Genomic DNA, 16,733 nt, shown 5'->3' with positions numbered 1-16,733 from the left:
CTTCATCGTGGACGATCAGGGGCAGGGACCGAGGAACCAAGATCGGGCGGCCTCGAATCCGGACACGGCGACAGGCGCCGGCTCCCGGGCTCGCCACGTGGTGGCTGACAGGCGGAAACGTTGAGCGAGGTGGGCCCGTCCGTCTTCACGCGCGGCGATCTCGACGCCGTCGGGGCTGTAGCCGAGTTTCTCCGAAACGCGGCAAGCGGCGACGTTGTCCTCGAAGCTCCTGGTGAGCATCGTGGTCGCCGCGAGCGAGCTGAAAGCGAACGCGAGGACTGCGGCGCGCATCTCCGTGCCGAACCCCTGCGAGTGCGCGGACAGGGTCAGCCAGGAGGAGGTCGCGATCTCGCGTGTGAGCGCGAAGTCCGTGGCGTAGGTGATCTGCACGCCGATCGGCTCGCCGTCGGCGAAGACGCTCAACGGGAGGACCCACTTGTCGGGCTTCCAGTTGCCGATGGCCTCGAACTGCTGCAGCACCACCGCGCGCGCTTCCTCGACCGGATCACCGAGGCCTGGCGCTCGAACCCCGAACTGCCGACGCTGCTCGCGGCGCCGGAGTTCACGAAGATCGTGACGGACGCGCAGGACGCGTGGCGCCGGGTGGTTTCGACGGCCGCGCTGGCGGGGATCCCGACGCCGGGCTTCTCGTCGGCGCTGGCGTACTACGACGGGCTGCGTTCGCGCCGCCTGCCGGCGGCCCTGATCCAGGGGCAGCGGGACTTCTTCGGCTCGCACACGTACAAGCGTGTGGACCGCGAGGGCACGTTCCACACGGACTGGTCGGGGGACCGGTCGGAGATCCAGCTCTAGGCACGCCTTGACGGCGCCGCCCCCGCTCGATCGAGCGGGGGCGGCGCCGTTTCGCTTGAACGCATGGCGGCGATCACTTTTACACTCGATAGTTTCTTTTCTCTGCCGATTGGTGTAATCTCGATTTACACCAACCGGTTTCTTAAGGAAACCGAAAAGTTTTCTCGAAGGGATTCCATCATGCCGACCCTCCCCGTCGACGCAGCCCAGGTCGCCTACCGCGTCGTGCCCTCCACCTCGGGCGCCGATCGCCGTCTCGTCCTCGTCCACGGCACCGGCTCCGGCGGCGCCGACTACGTCTGGGGCGGCCTCCTCGACCACTTCGCCGCCACGCACACCCTGGTCCTCCCCGAGCTCTCCGGGACCGTTCACACCCCGGACGATGGCACGCCGCTCACCGTCGAGACCCTCGCCGAGCAGGTCGCGGCGGTCATCGAGGCCACCGGGCCCGGCCCGGTCGACATCATGGGCTTCTCCCTGGGCGGCACCATCGTCGCGGCGCTCGCCGGACTCCGCCCCCACCTCGTCGCCCGCGTCGTCTCGATCGCCGGGTGGGCCCGCAGCGACCACGCCGCCCTCCAGCAGACCTTCGGGCTGTGGCGCTCCTTCGCCGACGACCCCGAGCGCTTCGGGCTGTTCGCGACGACCGCCGCGTTCAGCTCGACCTTCCTCGGCGCACTCCCCGACGGCGCCCTCGCGGGCATCAACGGGTCCATGCAGCCGGACGAGGGCACACTGCGCCACATCGACCTCGATCTGCGCCTCGACATCCGCGACCTGCTGCCCCGCATTGCGGCTCCGGCGCTCGTCATCGGCAACGCGCACGACGCGACCATCCCGGTCGGCCTCACCCGCGAACTCGCCGCAGCCATCGGCGGCAGCGAATACCTCGAACTCGACTCCGGGCACATCAGCTTCGCCGAGCAGCCCGAGGCGTTCCTGAAGGCCGTCGATGCGTTCCTGTCCTAGCGGGAACCGACGGGCGGGGCCCCCGCCCGTCGGCCACTAGACTTGCCCCGGACATCCGCACGGGAAGGGGCGACATGGGCACTGAGGCCACACCGGCGCGGCGCGGCCGCCCCGACAAGCGCGAGGCGATGATCCGCGCCGCGACGCGCGTGTTCGGACGGGAAGGCTACGAGCGGGCCTCCGTCGACGCCATCGCGGCCGAAGCCGGCGTCTCCAAGAAGACCATCTACAACCACTTCGCGGACAAGGCCGAGCTCTTCCGCACCGCCGCTCTCGAAGGCGTCCGCGACGTCTCCGAGCACATCAGCATCCTCATCGACAAGCACCTGTCGAAGATCCTGGACCTCCAGACCGACCTCACCGACTTCGCGGTCGACCGCGCCGAGGCGATCCTCGACGCCCCCGACGAGCACACCGCGTTCAGCCGCACCATCCGCGCCGAGGTCACCAGCCTCCCACCGGAAGTGCTCGACGAATGGCTGCGCGAGGGCCCGATGCGATCCCTCCGCGAGATCGCATCGAAGTTCCAGGGCATGGCCGACCGCGGCCTGCTCGACATCGACGACGCGGGCAAGGCCGCCGAGTACTACACGCTCCTCACGTTCACGCCGATCAGCGACCGCACGTTCTTCGGGGCGCTGCCGATCAGCGCGGAGGAGATCCGCGAGCTGGCCGGTGACGGCGTGCGGATGTTCCTGCGGCTCTACGGCACCGGGGCCTGAGGTCAGTCCCAGCCGGGGAAGACGGGGCCGTGGGAGCCGCCGAGGTCGACCGGCTCGGCCGGGACGTGGCCGTCGCGCAGGCGTTTGACCAGGGACACCAGGCGTTCGGGCTCGATCATGCCGTCGCTCGACCCGAGCGCCCCGATCGGCAGCCAGTCGAAGCCGAGGCCCAGTTCGTAGCCGGCGCCGGCGGTCATGCGCGGGGCGAAGCGTTCGACGCGGTGGAAGAAGTACCAGTTCTTCTGGACGAGCAGCCGGCCGTGCGGGAAGCAGACGTAGACACCGTAGGCGACGGGGCCGTGGAGGTCCTCGCGGTCGATGCGCAGGCCGGTCTCCTCGTGGACTTCGCGGACCGCCGCGGCGGCGAGTGCGGATGCGCGCCGTGCTGGACCGGCATGCGGATCTCGTCGTCGCCCCTGAGCCGCTGGCGAGGCGGCTCGCGAGCGATCTCGCACCACGGCTGGTGGCGACCATGCAGAGCGTGCTGGCGCTCGAATTGAACGTCGCAAGCCTGCGCGGCGACCTGCCGGGAGGGACCGACGCCGAGCGGCTGGACCACTTCCGGTCCCGGATTTCGCAACTGGAGTGGTTCACCGACGCGACGACGCGCTACCCCGTCGTCCCGCGCCTGCTCGTCACGGCGATCACCGACAGGGTGCGGGCGATCGACGAGGCCCTCGGCCGCTACCGGCGCGACCGGCGGCGCCTGGGGGCGATCGGCATCGGCTCCGCCGAGCGGATCGTGGGGATCGAGCCGGGCAAGTCCGACCCCCATCGCGGCGGCCGGACCACACTGGTCTTCGAGACGGAGACGGGCGGCAGGATGGTCTACAAGCCGAGACCGGGCGAGGCCGACGCCGCCTTCGCCCGGTTCACCGAGTGGCTCAACGACAACGGCTTCGAGCCGAGCCTCCGCAGCCCCCGCACCGTCTGCGCGGAGCGGTGCCAGTGGCAGGAGTTCGTCCGGCACCGCGACTGCGGCGAGGCCGAAGGCGTGCGCAGGTTCTACCGCCGCCAGGGCGGCCTGATGGCCCTGCTGTACGCCCTCGGCACCTCGGACCTGCACCGCGAGAACCTCATGGCGGTAGGGGACCACCCCCTGCTCCTCGATCTGGAGACGCTCTTCCACGTCCACCACCGGCCCTCTCGGGAGACTTCGGCGACCTACCGGGCCTACAGCCTAGTGTCCGACTCGGTGCTCGCCACGGGCTTGCTCCCGTTCTACCTGGAGGACCCCGACGGCAGGAAGGGATCGGATCTCAGCGGCCTCGGCGACTCGCAGGGCCAGCTCTCGCCGAACGCCGTGCTCCGCTGGGCCGAGGACGGCACGACGCGCATGCGAGGCGAACGGGTCATCGTGGAGATGGAGGCGACCGACAACCAGCCGACCCTCGACGGCGCACCGAGGCCCGCCTCCGAACACGTAGCCGACATCGTCGAGGGGTTCACCGGGGCCTACCGGATCATCGAGGGCCGCAAGGAGGATTTCGCGGCGATGATGCGCGGCTGCGCCGACGTGAGCGTGCGCCACATCGTGCGCGCGACGGCCACGTACGCCCTCGCGCTGGAGGCCGGGCGGCACCCCGACCACCTGTTCAACGGCCTTTACCGCGACCGCCTGTTCGACCGGTTCTGGTCCGGCTTCACCGCCGCCGACAACCTGGCGCCGATCGTCCGGGCCGAACGGCTCGACGGCTCGATGCTCTCCAGAGCGCGCGACGAGGCGATGCGGCTCGCGGGAAGGGCCGGCGCCGTGAGCGCCGACCTCCTCGAAGGCGCCGCCGGGCTGGTGCTGGTGCTTCTCAACGCCCACGAGACGGTCGAGGACGACGAGCTGCTCGCCGTCGCCGGCGAGTACGGCGATGCCGTACTTCGCGCCGCCGAGCCGCAGGAGTCGGGGATCGGTTGGGCGACACCGGTGGCGAACCTGCCTCTTGCCGGGTACGCACACGGCGCGGCCGGCATCGCGCACGCCCTGGCGGCGCTGCACTCGAGGACCGGGGAGCCGCGGTTCGCTGAGGCCGCGCTCGCGGCCGTCCGGTATGAGCGGAGCCTGTACATAGAGGAGGCCGAGAACTGGAGGGACCTTCGCGAGGCGGACGTCCCGGTGGAAGACCTGCCAGTCGCCTGGTGCAACGGCGCCCCCGGCATCGGCGCGGCGCGCCGCCTCATGTCGGCGCACCTCGACGTGGCTGGGGCCGCCGACGAGGTCTTTCACGCGGTGAACACCACCAAGAGACGCGGATTCGAGCGGAACGACTGCCTGTGCCACGGCGACCTGGGGAACCTGGAGTTCCTGCGCCTGGCAGGGGCGCCCGAGTACGCGGATCGGCGGTTGGCGGCCTCGTTCGTCGAGGCCCATCGCCGCGGGGCGTGGCTGAGCGGCTGGGGGCACCAGCGCCACGAGACGGTGGGCCTGTTCACCGGCCTGGCCGGAACCGGCCTCGCCCTGCTGCGAGGCGCCTTCGGAGCGCGGGTGCCCTGGCTGGAGGGACCGAGGGGGGACCGGCAGTGGTAGAGGTCTTCCACGAGCCCGCGCGGGCCCGGCCGAAGAAGAGGGCCGGGGTGATCGCCGCGGCCGGGGCCGCCCTCGCCCTCGCGGGCGGAGCGTACCTCCTCATCGGAGGCGACGAGGGCGGGCCCGAGGGTGTGGAGCGAATCGAAGGACTCCAGACCGTCGACGTCAGCGGCGCCGGGGACCATACGACGGAGACGGTCGAATACCGGTTGCGGCCGCCTGCCGGAGGTCCGCACCACCCCGTATGGCAGAACTGCGGGTTCTATTCGGAGCCGATCAAGGACGAGCACGCCGTGCACGCGATGGAGCACGGGACCGTGTGGATCGCCTACGCCCCGGAGCTCGACGCGGACTCGGTGGAGCGGATCGGCGTCGCCGTCCGCGACCACATGTACGTCCTGGCGAGCCCCTACCCCGGAGTCGAGGGGACCGTGATGTCCGCGTGGGGGTACCGGCTCGAACTCGACGGCGTCGACGACCCCCGGTTCGCGGACTTCATCGGCTTGTTCGCCGGGAGCCGGCACGTGCCGGAGGCCGGAGGACCCTGCCACGGCGGGACCGGGACGCCGGAGTGACGACGGCCGAGATCGAGAGGTCAGCGATCATCGCGGCACACGGACGCGAGGACGCCAGGCGCGGCTGAGCACGCGACGGGAATCCGCTTCCAGACTGTCCATTTCGAAATCGACCTGTACCGGTGGTCACTCTTCCAGGATCTGGCGGCCCTTGTACTGGCCGCAGTGCGTGCAGACGTGGTGCGGCCGGATCACCGCCTTGCTCGGGCACGGGCAGGCCTGGAGCGCGGTGGCCCGGCCCTTCCACTGGGAGCGGCGTTTGCGGGTGTTCGAGCGCGAGAGGCGCCGTTTCGGAACTGCCATGCCCACACCCTAATGAACATGGTTTTCATTAATCACTTCGGGTCGACCCATGGCCGACTTCCCCCTCGCGACCGCCGCCTGGCCGAGCGCGAGCGGTTCCCGGTCGGCCCGGTCGTCGCCCGGAGACAGGGCCGAGAGGTCGTCCCCGTCGACTGGGGCGGCCCCTCGGCGCTCGATGGAGTCGCGGGCCGGACCCGGCCGGTCAGTCCCTCGCGGCGATCGCGCTGTCGGGGAAGTCGCTGAAGACGGCGTCGACGCCGAGGTCGTAGAACAGCTCGTACTCGGCCATGTAGTCGCCCCACTCCGCGTCCCCGTGCGCACGGCGGAAATCGGCCGGCAGGAAGGCGTTCTCATTGCGGAAGGTCCACACGTGGACCTCCAGGCCGCGCTCGTGGGCGCGCTCGATGACGTCGGTGGCATCGAGCAGGCGGCCGTCGGCGTCGCGCGGCACGATGCGGTTCTTGGACAGGCTGATCGCGTCGAGTGTCTCGGCGTACAGGTCGAGGTCGGCGTCGGAGATCGCCCCCGAGCCGCCGATGTTCAGACCGATGGGGTTGTCGATGGCCTCGCCGATCTCGACGAGGCTCTCGTAATCGAAGGACTGCACCCACACCGGGGAGGCCTCTTCGTCCAGTCCGCGCTCGGCGAGCGTCTCGGCCAGGGCGTCCTCGATGCTCAGCCCCATGTCGTCGTAGTAAGCGGGGTGCTTCATCTCCGGGTAGGTGACGACCTCGCGGCCGAGTCCCTCGACGTAGTCGAGGATCTCGTCGTAGGTGACGAGTTCGAACCTGCCGTCCCAGGCGGCGCTGCGGGGCCGCAGCTCGGGGAGGCGCTCCTCGGCGCGGAGCGTCTTGAGCTCGGCGACGGTGAAGTCGTCGGCGAACCAACCGGTCATCTCGGTGCCATCGACGTCGCGCGTGGTCTTGCGGTCGGCGAACTCGGGGCGGGCCTCGACGTCGGTGGTGTCGCTCAGCTCGGGCTCGTGGCGGGCGAGCAGCTCGCCGTCTGCGGTGAGCACGAGGTCGGGTTCGATTACGTCGGCGCCGAGCCGGACGGCGAGCCTGTATGCCTCCATGGTGTGTTCGGGGACGTAGCCGCTGGCGCCGCGGTGGGCGATGACGACGGGTTCACCGGAAGGCTCGTGTTTCGGCTCGGCGGCGGCGGGAGTGGCGGCCACGGTGGCCACGATGCCTGCAGCGGCGGTCGCGGCGAGGCCGCGAAGGAGAGCAGCACCCTTGCGGGACATTCGCTTCATCCTCTTCTCAGTCGGGTTCTGGGGTCCCCAGTACAACGACCGAGGCCGTCTCCCGCGTCGCACGGCCGTGAACGCCCTCTGAACGCTGATGGAAATCGCGCGATTCGGCGCGTCGGCGATCGACGCGCAACGGAAAACCGCCGCTTCACTGCGACGGTGTCGCCGACCGGCGATAGGTACGGGCAGCCCTGGTTGTCGTCGTCCATTTAGTCGTGAAGAACATGTGAGCTGCGCCGGCCACGGCGAGGAACCGGTTCCTACACCTATGTGCCGAACCGGTCGAACGCACGGTCGATGTCTCCTCGAATGACGTCGGCAAACGACTGGAACCGCTTGCTATGAGCCATCCTGGTCCGACCGAATCAAGTATCGAAAATTTCGAGAATGCCTTAGGGCTTCACCCCTGATCGGCGGTGAGCAGCTGCGAGGCGGCCAGGTCTCGGTACAGCTCGTCGGCCTCGACCAGCTCGGCGTGCGAGCCGACCGCGCGCACGCGCCCGGCGTCGAGCACCACGATCTGGTCGGCGCTGGTGACCGTCGACAGCCGATGCGCCACCACCAGGACGTTCGTGCGCTCGGCGGCGTCGAGCATCACCTGCTTGAGCGCGGCCTCGTTCGCGGCGTCGAGCTGCGAGGTGGCCTCGTCGAGCAGCAGCAACCTCGGCTTCCGCAGCAGCGCCCGCGCGATCGCCACGCGCTGGCGCTCCCCGCCGGAGATCGTCATGCCCCGGTAGCCGATCGGCGAATCGAGCCCTTCGGGGAGCCGCCCGACCAGGTCGGTCAGGCGCGCGAGCTTCACGACGTCCTCGACCTCGGCGTCGGTCGCGTCGGGCGCGGCCATGACGAGGTTCTCCCGCAGAGTGCCGTGCAGGACCGGGGCGTCCTGCTCGACGTAGCCGATCATGCGGCGCAGCGTCGCCAGGGGCCACTCGGCGACCTCGCGGCCGTCGACGGCGACCGAGCCGCCGCCGGCCGGGTAGAAGCGCTCGATGAGCGAGAACACCGTGGTCTTCCCGGCGCCGGAGGGGCCGACGAACGCGGTCAGGCCCTTGCCGCTGGACTCGAACGTGACGCCGTGGTGGACGAACGGGAGGTCGTCGGCATAGCGGAAGGTGACGTCGCGGAACGCCACGCGAGCCGGTCCGTCGCCGGTCTCGACGAGGGCTCCGTTCGCGGGCTCCTCGGCGTCCAGGTTCGCGATGTCCTCGATGCGCTTGACCGCGGCCAGTCCGGTCTGGAGCTGTGAGAGCGACGCGACCAGGCCGTTGATCGGCCCCATCAGGTAGAACAGGAGCAACAGGAAGCCGATGAGAGTCCCGACCTCCATCGAGCCGGAGGCGACGCGCGCGCCGCCGACGCCGAGGACCATGAGGAAGGCGATGTTGATCGGCATCCACGCGGCGACGCCCGCAAGCCCTTCCCACAGTGCGGCGGTGACGCCCTTGTCCCGGGCGGCAGTGGCGGCCTCGTCGAGGCGTGCGACCTCGTGCTCCTCGGCGCTGGAGGCCTTGACGGTGCGGAAGGCGCTGAAGATGCGCTCCAACAGCGATCCCATGTCGCCCAAGGCCTTCTGTGAGTCGACTGTGGCGTTCTGGATCTTCGGCATGATGTACAGCATCGTGACCGTCACCAGAGCGACCATCGCCATGGTGGTACCGAACAGGACCATGTCGAGCCACGCCATGAGGACGATGCCGCCGATGATCATGAACGAGTCGGTGACCCCGCCGATGACGGTGGTGCTGGCGACGGTTCGCAGCAGGTTCGTGTCGGAGGTGAGCCGGGAGACCAGGTCGCCGGGTCGGAGCCGGTCGACCTCGACGATTTTGAGGCGGACGAGGTTGCCGATGAGGCTCTTGCGCACCGACAGGACGACGTCCTGCCCGGCGATCTGCATCAGGTAGGGACCGACGGCGCTCAGGACGCCGCCGACGACGACGATGCCGGCGAGCAGCAGCAGGGGGTTGCGCAGCGAGGCGTCGTCGGAGAGGGCCTCGATGACCTCCATCGCGATGAGAGGCTGGATCAGGCCGGTGACCCCTCCGAGAAAGGACAGCGACCCTCCGATGAGGAGCAGTCTCCAGTGGGGGCGGGCGTAGGCCCACAGTCGGCTGATCGGGGCCTTCGCCGGGGGTTCGGCGGCCGGGGTGGTCTCGGCCGCGGGCGGTTCGAGGGTACTGGTTTCGGACATCGTTGTTCCTCCGCTGGGTGTTGGCGGTTGCCACCGACGCTACCCCCGCGGTGCGACTTCGCCCTCCGCCGCGAGTCGCATACCCGACCAAGACCTGAGACGGAGGACCGCAGTCCTCGGAGTTCCCCTATCCCCTCGTCGCCGCCGTCCTAGGACGCCCGCTTCTCGGCGCGGCTCAGGGTCGCGAGGGTCTCGGCCAGGGGGTCCGCTCTGACGAACTGCCCGAATGTGTCGTTGGCGAAGAAGGTGACCCCGTCGATCAACTCCGCGCAGTCTTCGAGCACCTCCCGTTGGCAAAGGTAGGTCCGCCGGTCGTCCAGGTAGGCGCGGTGCCAGCGCCAGGGGTCGACGAAGTCCAGGCCCATGATGACGCTCGGCCCCGACAGGGTGGACTTGCTGCGCAGGTTCGGCACGATCCGGCCGCGCTCGGTCGGGACGGCGCCGGCGGAGGCGACGATCGCGTCCAAGGAGGCGTAGGCGGCGTCGGTCATGCACCACGCCTCCCGCTCCACCTCGGCGGGCCAGTGGGTGTCCATCCAGTACACGAGCCGGTTCCCCATCCGCTCGCGCAGCTGCGTGAAGAAGCGTTCGACGCCCGCGCGCCGCTCGTCGGTCGGCTCGGGGGCGTTGGCCGGGTCTCGGAGGCCGACGAGCCCGAACTGGTCGCCGAGCAAGACGCCGTCGAGGCCGAAGTCGGCGCAGAACGCGGCAGCCTGCGCCGCCGCGAAGTCCCCGGCCGGCAGGCCCTCGGGGATCCCGTCGGGCCAGGCGGCGTAGCGGAAGCCGTCACCTCGAAGAGGCACTGTCGTATCGATGACGCCGGGTTCGCCGCTACCGGCGCCCTGCGAGACCTCTGGGTGGCGCCGACGCTTCCACTCGCTCGCGCAGCGCTCCGGGCTCGGGTCCAGGTACTCCAGCAGGCGGATGTCGACATTCCTGGACTCGGCCTCGGCACGGACGGTCGCGTAGATCCCGGCGAGGACTTCATAATCCATGACCTGCTCGGACAGGATCATCATCGGTCCGGCCGCGTACGGGTTCTCCGACCGCTCGCCGCCCTCGCGGACGCGGTCGAGCCAGTCTCGATTGTGGTCGCGGCGCAGCCGGTCCTGATCGTGGCCCGGCGCGAAGGCGTTGTATCGGGCCCAGTCGAACCGGTCGAGCCGGCCGCCGCGCCCCGCGTAGTTGAGGACGTGGTCGCCGTTTCCGGCGGCGAACAGAATCGTCGCGCGCCGGCCGTCGATCCAGTCGCGGTAGTGATCGAAGAAGGCCCCGACCGCCGCGGCGGGCCGGCACAAGTCGTCGAAGATCTTGGGGGTGATCCAGAGCAGGACCTCTGCGGTCGTTCGCACCGCTGCACCTTAGCTGGCCACCCGCCGGGCGACTAATCTAGGAGAGCGAAACGAATCGACCAGGAGGTCAGCGGTGACCGGACACGTGCGATCCCCGGTTAAGCTCGCCGTCATCGCCCGCGAGGTGGGCGTCTCGGTCTCCACGGTCTCCAAAGTCGTCAACGGCCGCGCCGACGTGGCGGCCGACACCCGATCCCGCGTGCGCGCCGCGCTGCGGCGGAACGCCTATCCGATGCCCTCGTCCCCGGCGCGATCCGCGAAGGTCGGCTCAGCGCTATTGGATGTCGTCATCCACGAGCTCGACTCGGCATGGTCCTCGACGCTGCTCAGCGGCGTCGATCGGGCGGCTGCCGAGCGGGGCCTGAACCTCGTGGTGAGCACCGCACAGATCGACCAGTCGCGTCCGACTCCGCCGAGGCGCTGGCTCGACCAGGTCGCCGCGCGCGGCACCAGCGGAGTCCTCGGAATCATGGTCGACTTCACCGAGGCACAGGTGGACTACCTGCGGGACACGGAGATCCCGAGCGTGGTGATCGATCCGGCGACCGAGCAGGACCGGGCGCTCACCACCGTCCATTTGAGCAACCGCGATTCCGAATACCGGCTCACCGAGCACCTCATCGAGCTGGGCCACAAGGACATCGCCGTGGTCATCGGCAATCCGTCCTCGCTGCCGGCACAGGAGCGTCTGGACGGGTTCCGGGCCGCGATGCGGGCCGCCGGCCTGCCGCTGCGTCCCGAATGGTGCCGGGAGGGCGCGTTCCACCGGCCCGCGGCGCAGCGGGCGATGACCGATCTGCTGAGCCTGCCGAACCCGCCGACTGCGGTGGTGTTCGCCTCCGACAAGGGCGCGCTGGGCGGCATCGCCGCGGCGGGCCTGCTCGGCCTGCGTGTCCCCGAGGACGTCTCGGTGACAGGCTTCGACGACATCCCCGACGCCGGGGACTCGGTCCCGGCGCTCACGACGGTGCGTCAGCCGGTGGAGGCCATGGTCGAGGCGGCGTTGCGGCGGATCGTCGACCCGCCCGGCGCTCGGGAGGCCGTGCCCTCGAACAGCGGCCGGATCGTGTGCGAGGCCGAGTTGGTGATCCGCGGCAGCACCGCCCCACCGCGACGCTAGGCGAGGCGGATCGCGAGGCGGCTGTGCCGTTTGGGAACCACGAACCATCCCTCCACAGTGGGTCCGACGCCCTCGCGGTAGGCCTCGATCTGGAGACGGCGCTCGGCGCGGCACTCGCGGTCCCAGACCCGGACCTGCCGGGCGACCCGTTCCGCGAGGTCGGCCCCGCCGGGCCCGTGCCCGCACACCCCGGCTTCGATAGCGCTCCCATCGGCGGTGCGACGGCACGCCAGATACGCGAACGCGCGGCCGTCGACGATCCCCGGGTTGGCCCAGCGGAGCAAGAGCCGCAGTTTGCCGTGGTCGCCGAACGGCGCGCTCATGCGCCCGTAACCGCTGAACCCGCACGCCAGCCACAGCGACAGCTGCGCCGTGTCCTCGCCGGGCGCGATGCGGACTCCGGTCCAGACGGTGGCGCCGCGCTCGTCCAGGACGCCGCGCGCGCCGCCGACCTCGACCTCCTCGTCTGCGTGGAAGGCGATGATGCGGCCTTCGGACAGCTCCACGACCCGGCTCTCGTACGAGCCGAGGCCGCGCATCGGCATGAATCCGCAGGTGATGACTGACCGGCTGCGCATGACGCCCCCGGAGAGCTCGAAGGCGATCGAGTGCTCGGAGCTGCGGATCTGGAGCGGCGCGACGAGTCTGCCGCCGTCTACGAGCTGGTCCCACCACGCGGGAGGAAGGTCCCAGGTGCCGACGGTGACGATGATCCGGTCGTAGGGTGCGCCGTCTGCGTGGCCGAGTTCGCCGTCGCCGTGCACGACCTCGACCCGGCGGCGGCCGACTGCCTCCAGTGCGTCACGGGCCCTCTTGACGGTGTCTGCGTCCAGATCGACCGCGACGACTGACCCCTCAGGCCCGACCAGGTCGTCCAGCAGGCTGGCGTTGTAGCCGGTACCGGCGCCGATTTCCAGCACCTTATGGCCGGGCCTGACGTCCAGTTGCTCCAGCATCTCGGCGACGATGGCCGGCTGGGAGGCGGAGCTGACGGGGACGCCCTCGTTGTTGCGCTTGGTGACGAACACGTCGTCCGCGTAGGCGGCCCGGAGCGGCGCCTCGGGGACGAAGACGTGTCTGGGCACGGCGAGCATCGCCTCGGCCACCCGCGCGGTTCGAATGGATCCGCTCCCACGCAGCTTCTCGACCAGACGCGTTCGCCGCCGGCGCGCCTCCTCACCTGCGGTGCTTGTGCGCTCACTCACATTGTCAAGCGTACGTCCGCCTCGGCGCGATCGCCTCCTCCAGATCTGTACGCGGGATGCCCGCGTCGTTCGTCGGCCACAGAGCAAAGCGCCTGCCTCTCGGTCTGCCCGTCCGGGATCGGCATCGGGACGGGATCGATGCCGTCGACGGTGATTCAGATGTTCAACCCGAAGGGCTGCTTGACATCTCCGACGGCGTGGACTTCGCGCCGGTGTGCCCCGTAGCGAAGGCGGACGGAATCACCCGAAAGGTCTTCGGCATTGATCGCGAGCGGGACGCGGCCGGGGGCGTCGGTGACCGAATAGGAGACGCCGTCGCGTGTCCCACCGGCATCGGGCTCTAGTGAACTCCCGCGGGCCGGTCTTCGAGGAGCTTGCGGATCGGGCCGAGCATGATGCCGAGGGGGATGTACCTGGCGGCGCAGTCGCGCAGGGTCGCCGCGAAGGAGGCATCGTTGAACAGCAGCGGCGCGAGATTGCGCGAGTTGTCCTGGGCCGCTTCAACACGCGGCCGCTGGGCCTTCTCGTAGCCGACGAGCGCGGCGGGGACGTCGGCGGGATCGCTCCGGGCGAGGCGGTCGGCCAGGACCCAGGCGGACTCCATGGCCATGCCGGCGCCGATCCCGGCGGTGGGAAGGAAACCGGCGGCGGCGTCGCCGACCAGCCCGATCCGCCCGGACGACCAGGTGGCGCTGCGGCAATCGGTGAGCGACCAGTAGTAGGCGTCGCGCCCGTCGACGGCTTCGGTGAGGACGCGCGCCATGCGGTCGCCGGCGGTGGGGACCGCGGTGCGCAGCCGGGCTACGAACGAGTCGAGTCCGGCGTGGGCGTCGTCGCGCGAGCCGCAGACTATGGCGCCGAGCCGGCCATTGACGGGGTAAGTGCCGACGAAAGCGCCGACACCCCAGAGCTCTTCGCCGAGATCGTCGTCCTCATCGGCGTCGGTCCAGACGACCCATCCGCCCCAGCCGGTGTCGTAGACCTTGACCTGCTCGGGGGTGAGCACGAGGTCGCGGGTGGCCGAATGGAGGCCGTCGGCGACGATGACGGCGTCGAACTCGGCCTCGCTCCCGTCGTCGAAGGCGGCGGCGACGACCGAGCCCGGCTGTTCGAGTCCGGTGACGGTGATCCCGTGCGTCACCGCGCCGCCGGACGATGCGAGGACCTCCATGAGGTCGCCGCGGCTGACGCCGCGGTAATCGCCGTAGGCCTTGAGCAGGCCGCCCATGGTGTACTCGCGGATGACGGAGCCGCGCCGGTCGCGGATGCGGAAGCGGTTCATGGCGACCGAGCCCGAGCGGTACGCCTCGGTCGCACCGAGCGCCTCGAAGACCGGGTCGACGAGCGGCATGAGCGCGAGCATGTAGCCGTTCGGGGCGTCGGGTCCCGCCCGCTCGACCAGAACCGGCGCAAGTCCTCGGCGCCTGAGCAGCTGGGCGAGCGTCAGCCCGGCGATACCCGCGCCGACGATGAGGACGCGAAGCCGGTCGCCGCGCGACGCCTCGACCTGCGTTCGTATCGAAGTCTCCTTGAGCACGGTCTCTCCAATCCTCTGGACCACTCGGTCCACTCCAAGGTAGCACGCGAGTGGACCATGCGGTCCACTGCGCTGCTATCCTTGGCGGCATGCAGAAACGCGAAGCGGGAGTGCTGCCTCCGGAGCGGCGGCGGGCGCTGCTGGAGGAGGCGGCGGCGGAGTTCGCGGAGTCCGGCTACGAACGCGCCTCGCTGAACCGCATCATCCGGGCCAGGGGCATGAGCAAGAGCTCCTTCTACCACTACTTCGACTCGAAGGAGGCCCTGTTCAACGCGGTGGTCGGCGATGTGGGGGCGGCGCTGGCCTCGACCCTGGACCTCCCCTCCCCCGCCGAGCTGGCCGACGGGGACTTCTGGGCCCGGATTCGGAGGCTCACCGCCCGGCTGGCGAAGGCCGCCAAGGAGAACCCGGTCTTCGCGACGCTGCCGAAGCTCTTCTACCTCCCGGACGCGCCGCGGTCGCTCGCCCGGACGCGGGCCCGAATCGACGACTGGATCGACGGGGCCCTCGAAGCGGGCCGGTCGGCCGGCGCCGTCGGCGACGACCTGCCGGCGTCCCTCCAACGCGAGCTGGTCCGGGCCGTCCTGTGGGTGATGGACGAGTGGTCGGTGGCCAACATGGACGACCTCACCGAGACCGAACTGGACCGCTTGGCGGACGCCCAGTTGGAGGCGATCCGGCGCCTACTCGCTCCGAGCCGCTGACCCGGTTCCCGCGCGCGTACCGCCCGCGGACTACGACCGCGAGGCCGGCTTCTGAGAGGCGTTCACCGGCAGGCCGCAACGACCGAACGGCAGCCCCGCGTGCGAGCGCCTCGAACGTATCGCGGTCGCCTTCCTGTCAGGCCTTGGTGGCAACGTAGACCGTGTTGGAGTGGCGGCCTCCGGTGAAGGGGTTGTCGAACCAGACGCGGCGCGCGTCGACGTCGGTGAAGACCTGGCCGAGCGTGGAGACGAACTCGTCGTCGGGCGGGTCGTCGGACCACAGCGCGAAGGTGCCACCGGGACGGAGGTGAGCGGACATGGCCCCCATGCCGTCGGAGGTGTAGAAGGCGGCGTGCGGTGAATGCAGGACGTTGCGGGGCGAGTGGTCGATGTCAAGAAGGATCGCGTCGTACTCGCGGCCGGGCCGCTCCGGGTCGAAACCCTCGGTGCTCGTCGCGGCCGCGAAGAAGTCGGCCTGTTCCAGGCGGACCCGATCGTCGGCAGCCAGACCGGCGGTGTCGGGGAGCAGGTCCTGTTCGTGCCAGTCGATGACTGCGTCGGAGTACTCGATGACGGTGAGCGTGTCGACTCTCGGGTCCTCCAAGGCCGCCTGGGCGGTGTAGCCGAGGCCGAGGCCGCCCACGATCACGTCGAGGTGGTCGCCCTCGGTCCGTTCCAGTCCGAGCCACGCCAGTTCGATCTCGGCCACCGTGAACAGGCTCGACATCAGGAACTCCTCGTCGAGCTTGACCTCGTACACGTCCTTCTCCACAGCCGGGTCGTACCGGCGTCGCAGGCTGATCTCACCCATCGGCGTCGTCCGCCAGCCCAGCTCCTCGATTCCCCTCATCATCGACCAATCGAACCACCTGCCGGAAACGGACAGGCGAGCGGAGGCGATTGTCGGTGTCACACCGAACGCAGGTGTTGGTCAGAAGGCAGTCGTAGGCTCCGGAGCGCTGGGCGCGGGCGCTTGGGGAGAAAGTTTGCTGTTTCGCACGTCTTTCTCCGTCGGGGTGAGATTGCGACCTAGGTGTCTTGGGAGGTGCGGTCGGCTGGTCACCGGTGGCTGGTGGTGCATGTGGGGAGCCTGGGGAGGCCGGAAATGGCCCTTGTTCGCGGGCGGCGTCTTTCACGTGGGTGGTTGTTGTGCGCCAAGGGCGGCGGCGACGGGGAGGTGGAGGGTATCCCGGGGTGCGTTGCGGGGGTCGGGTGCGCGCCGGGTGGTTTTGGTGGGTGAGTTCTGCTCGTGTTGTGTTGCGCGGCAGGCGGTCCGGGCCCGAACATGAGGGGTTTCTCCCCCTATCAGGTGATGATTTCTGCTGGTCAGGCCCGTATCATTGAAGTATAGGACGAACAGTCGGAAACAGGGAGATTGTTCGAAAGCTTGGATGACGGAGGGGGTGTGTGATGGCGAAGACGATGACAAACGGGTCGGAGCGGAGCGAGAAGTCGAAGGTCATCCACAC

At 69.9% G+C, this 16,733-nt stretch carries 16 protein-coding genes and 1 pseudogene; 8 read left to right on the top strand and 9 right to left on the bottom strand.

Features of this window, described 5'->3' with window-relative positions:
- Positions 1–15: 15 nt before the first annotated feature.
- Positions 16–483 carry a GNAT family protein gene (locus L0U85_RS16505; protein ID WP_241378855.1) on the bottom strand — a complete coding sequence of 156 codons (468 nt, stop codon included), beginning with the start codon at positions 481–483 and terminating at the stop codon, positions 16–18.
- Here L0U85_RS16505 and L0U85_RS16500 point away from each other — a divergent pair.
- The 3 genes and pseudogenes from L0U85_RS16500 to L0U85_RS16490 form a co-directional block, all read left to right on the top strand.
- Positions 484–813 (top strand): annotated as a pseudogene (locus L0U85_RS16500) (NADP-dependent phosphogluconate dehydrogenase); the annotation flags it as partial.
- 180 nt (positions 814–993) lie between these two features.
- A complete protein-coding gene (locus L0U85_RS16495; RefSeq protein ID WP_241378854.1) occupies positions 994–1,782 on the top strand; it encodes an alpha/beta hydrolase in 789 nt (262 codons plus the stop codon).
- Between the two features lie 74 nt (positions 1,783–1,856).
- Positions 1,857–2,504 (top strand): TetR/AcrR family transcriptional regulator, encoded by a 648-nt coding sequence (locus L0U85_RS16490; RefSeq protein WP_241378853.1) that lies wholly within the window; start codon positions 1,857–1,859, stop codon positions 2,502–2,504.
- 2 nt (positions 2,505–2,506) lie between these two features.
- Here L0U85_RS16490 and L0U85_RS16485 read toward each other — a convergent pair whose 3' ends face one another.
- Positions 2,507–2,962, bottom strand: a complete 456-nt coding sequence (locus L0U85_RS16485; RefSeq protein ID WP_241378852.1) for an NUDIX domain-containing protein — start codon at positions 2,960–2,962, stop codon at positions 2,507–2,509.
- Between L0U85_RS16485 and L0U85_RS16480 the strand changes: the two genes are divergently transcribed.
- The gene (locus L0U85_RS16480; RefSeq protein WP_241378851.1) at positions 2,878–5,022 is read left to right on the top strand and encodes a type 2 lantipeptide synthetase LanM family protein; all 2,145 of its coding nucleotides are present in this window, start codon (positions 2,878–2,880) and stop codon (positions 5,020–5,022) included. The two genes, L0U85_RS16485 and L0U85_RS16480, sit on opposite strands and share 85 nt — an antisense overlap.
- Positions 5,016–5,597: a DUF3105 domain-containing protein gene (locus L0U85_RS16475; protein WP_241378850.1), complete on the top strand. Its 582-nt coding sequence runs from the start codon at positions 5,016–5,018 to the stop codon at positions 5,595–5,597. The genes L0U85_RS16480 and L0U85_RS16475 overlap by 7 nt, the downstream gene beginning before the upstream one ends.
- 126 nt (positions 5,598–5,723) lie before the next feature.
- On the opposite strand, the gene rpmF is transcribed toward L0U85_RS16475, so the two are convergent.
- The 4 genes from rpmF to L0U85_RS16455 all read right to left on the bottom strand — a co-directional run bounded on the left by rpmF (position 5,724) and on the right by L0U85_RS16455 (position 10,698).
- Positions 5,724–5,900, bottom strand: coding sequence for a 50S ribosomal protein L32 (gene rpmF, locus L0U85_RS16470; RefSeq protein ID WP_241378849.1), 177 nt, complete (start codon positions 5,898–5,900; stop codon positions 5,724–5,726).
- A gap of 202 nt (positions 5,901–6,102) precedes the next feature.
- The gene (locus L0U85_RS16465; RefSeq protein ID WP_241378848.1) at positions 6,103–7,146 is read right to left on the bottom strand and encodes a glycerophosphodiester phosphodiesterase family protein; all 1,044 of its coding nucleotides are present in this window, start codon (positions 7,144–7,146) and stop codon (positions 6,103–6,105) included.
- A gap of 406 nt (positions 7,147–7,552) precedes the next feature.
- Complete coding sequence (locus L0U85_RS16460) at positions 7,553–9,346, bottom strand: ABC transporter ATP-binding protein (protein WP_241378847.1); 1,794 nt, start codon at positions 9,344–9,346, stop codon at positions 7,553–7,555.
- Positions 9,347–9,495: 149 nt separating this feature from the next.
- Positions 9,496–10,698, bottom strand: a complete 1,203-nt coding sequence (locus L0U85_RS16455) for a hypothetical protein (protein ID WP_241378846.1) — start codon at positions 10,696–10,698, stop codon at positions 9,496–9,498.
- A gap of 73 nt (positions 10,699–10,771) precedes the next feature.
- Between L0U85_RS16455 and L0U85_RS16450 the strand changes: the two genes are divergently transcribed.
- Complete coding sequence (locus L0U85_RS16450; RefSeq protein ID WP_241378845.1) at positions 10,772–11,818, top strand: substrate-binding domain-containing protein; 1,047 nt, start codon at positions 10,772–10,774, stop codon at positions 11,816–11,818.
- Here L0U85_RS16450 and fxlM read toward each other — a convergent pair.
- Positions 11,815–13,023, bottom strand: coding sequence for a methyltransferase, FxLD system (gene fxlM, locus L0U85_RS16445; RefSeq protein WP_241378844.1), 1,209 nt, complete (start codon positions 13,021–13,023; stop codon positions 11,815–11,817). The two genes, L0U85_RS16450 and fxlM, sit on opposite strands and share 4 nt — an antisense overlap.
- Before the next feature lie 56 nt (positions 13,024–13,079).
- Here fxlM and L0U85_RS16440 point away from each other — a divergent pair, with 56 nt between their 5' ends.
- Positions 13,080–13,367 carry a hypothetical protein gene (locus tag L0U85_RS16440; RefSeq protein ID WP_241378843.1) on the top strand — a complete coding sequence of 96 codons (288 nt, stop codon included), beginning with the start codon at positions 13,080–13,082 and terminating at the stop codon, positions 13,365–13,367.
- On the opposite strand, the gene L0U85_RS16435 is transcribed toward L0U85_RS16440, so the two are convergent.
- The gene (locus tag L0U85_RS16435; protein WP_241378842.1) at positions 13,364–14,560 is read right to left on the bottom strand and encodes an NAD(P)/FAD-dependent oxidoreductase; all 1,197 of its coding nucleotides are present in this window, start codon (positions 14,558–14,560) and stop codon (positions 13,364–13,366) included. The genes L0U85_RS16440 and L0U85_RS16435 overlap by 4 nt on opposite strands.
- Positions 14,561–14,649: 89 nt before the next feature.
- On the opposite strand from L0U85_RS16435, the gene L0U85_RS16430 reads away from it, so the two are divergent.
- Positions 14,650–15,264 (top strand): TetR/AcrR family transcriptional regulator, encoded by a 615-nt coding sequence (locus L0U85_RS16430; RefSeq protein WP_241378841.1) that lies wholly within the window; start codon positions 14,650–14,652, stop codon positions 15,262–15,264.
- Positions 15,265–15,400: 136 nt separating this feature from the next.
- Here L0U85_RS16430 and L0U85_RS16425 read toward each other — a convergent pair whose 3' ends face one another.
- Positions 15,401–16,114, bottom strand: coding sequence for a spermidine synthase (locus L0U85_RS16425; RefSeq protein WP_347177468.1), 714 nt, complete (start codon positions 16,112–16,114; stop codon positions 15,401–15,403).
- Between the last annotated feature and the right edge of the window lie 619 nt (positions 16,115–16,733).

The sequence above is a fragment of the Glycomyces sp. L485 genome, assembly GCF_022548875.1.
Taxonomy (GTDB): Bacteria; Actinomycetota; Actinomycetes; order Mycobacteriales; family Micromonosporaceae; genus Glycomyces.
The sequence above is the reverse complement of the archived record's forward strand: the minus strand, read 5'-3'. Positions and strand labels throughout refer to the sequence as shown.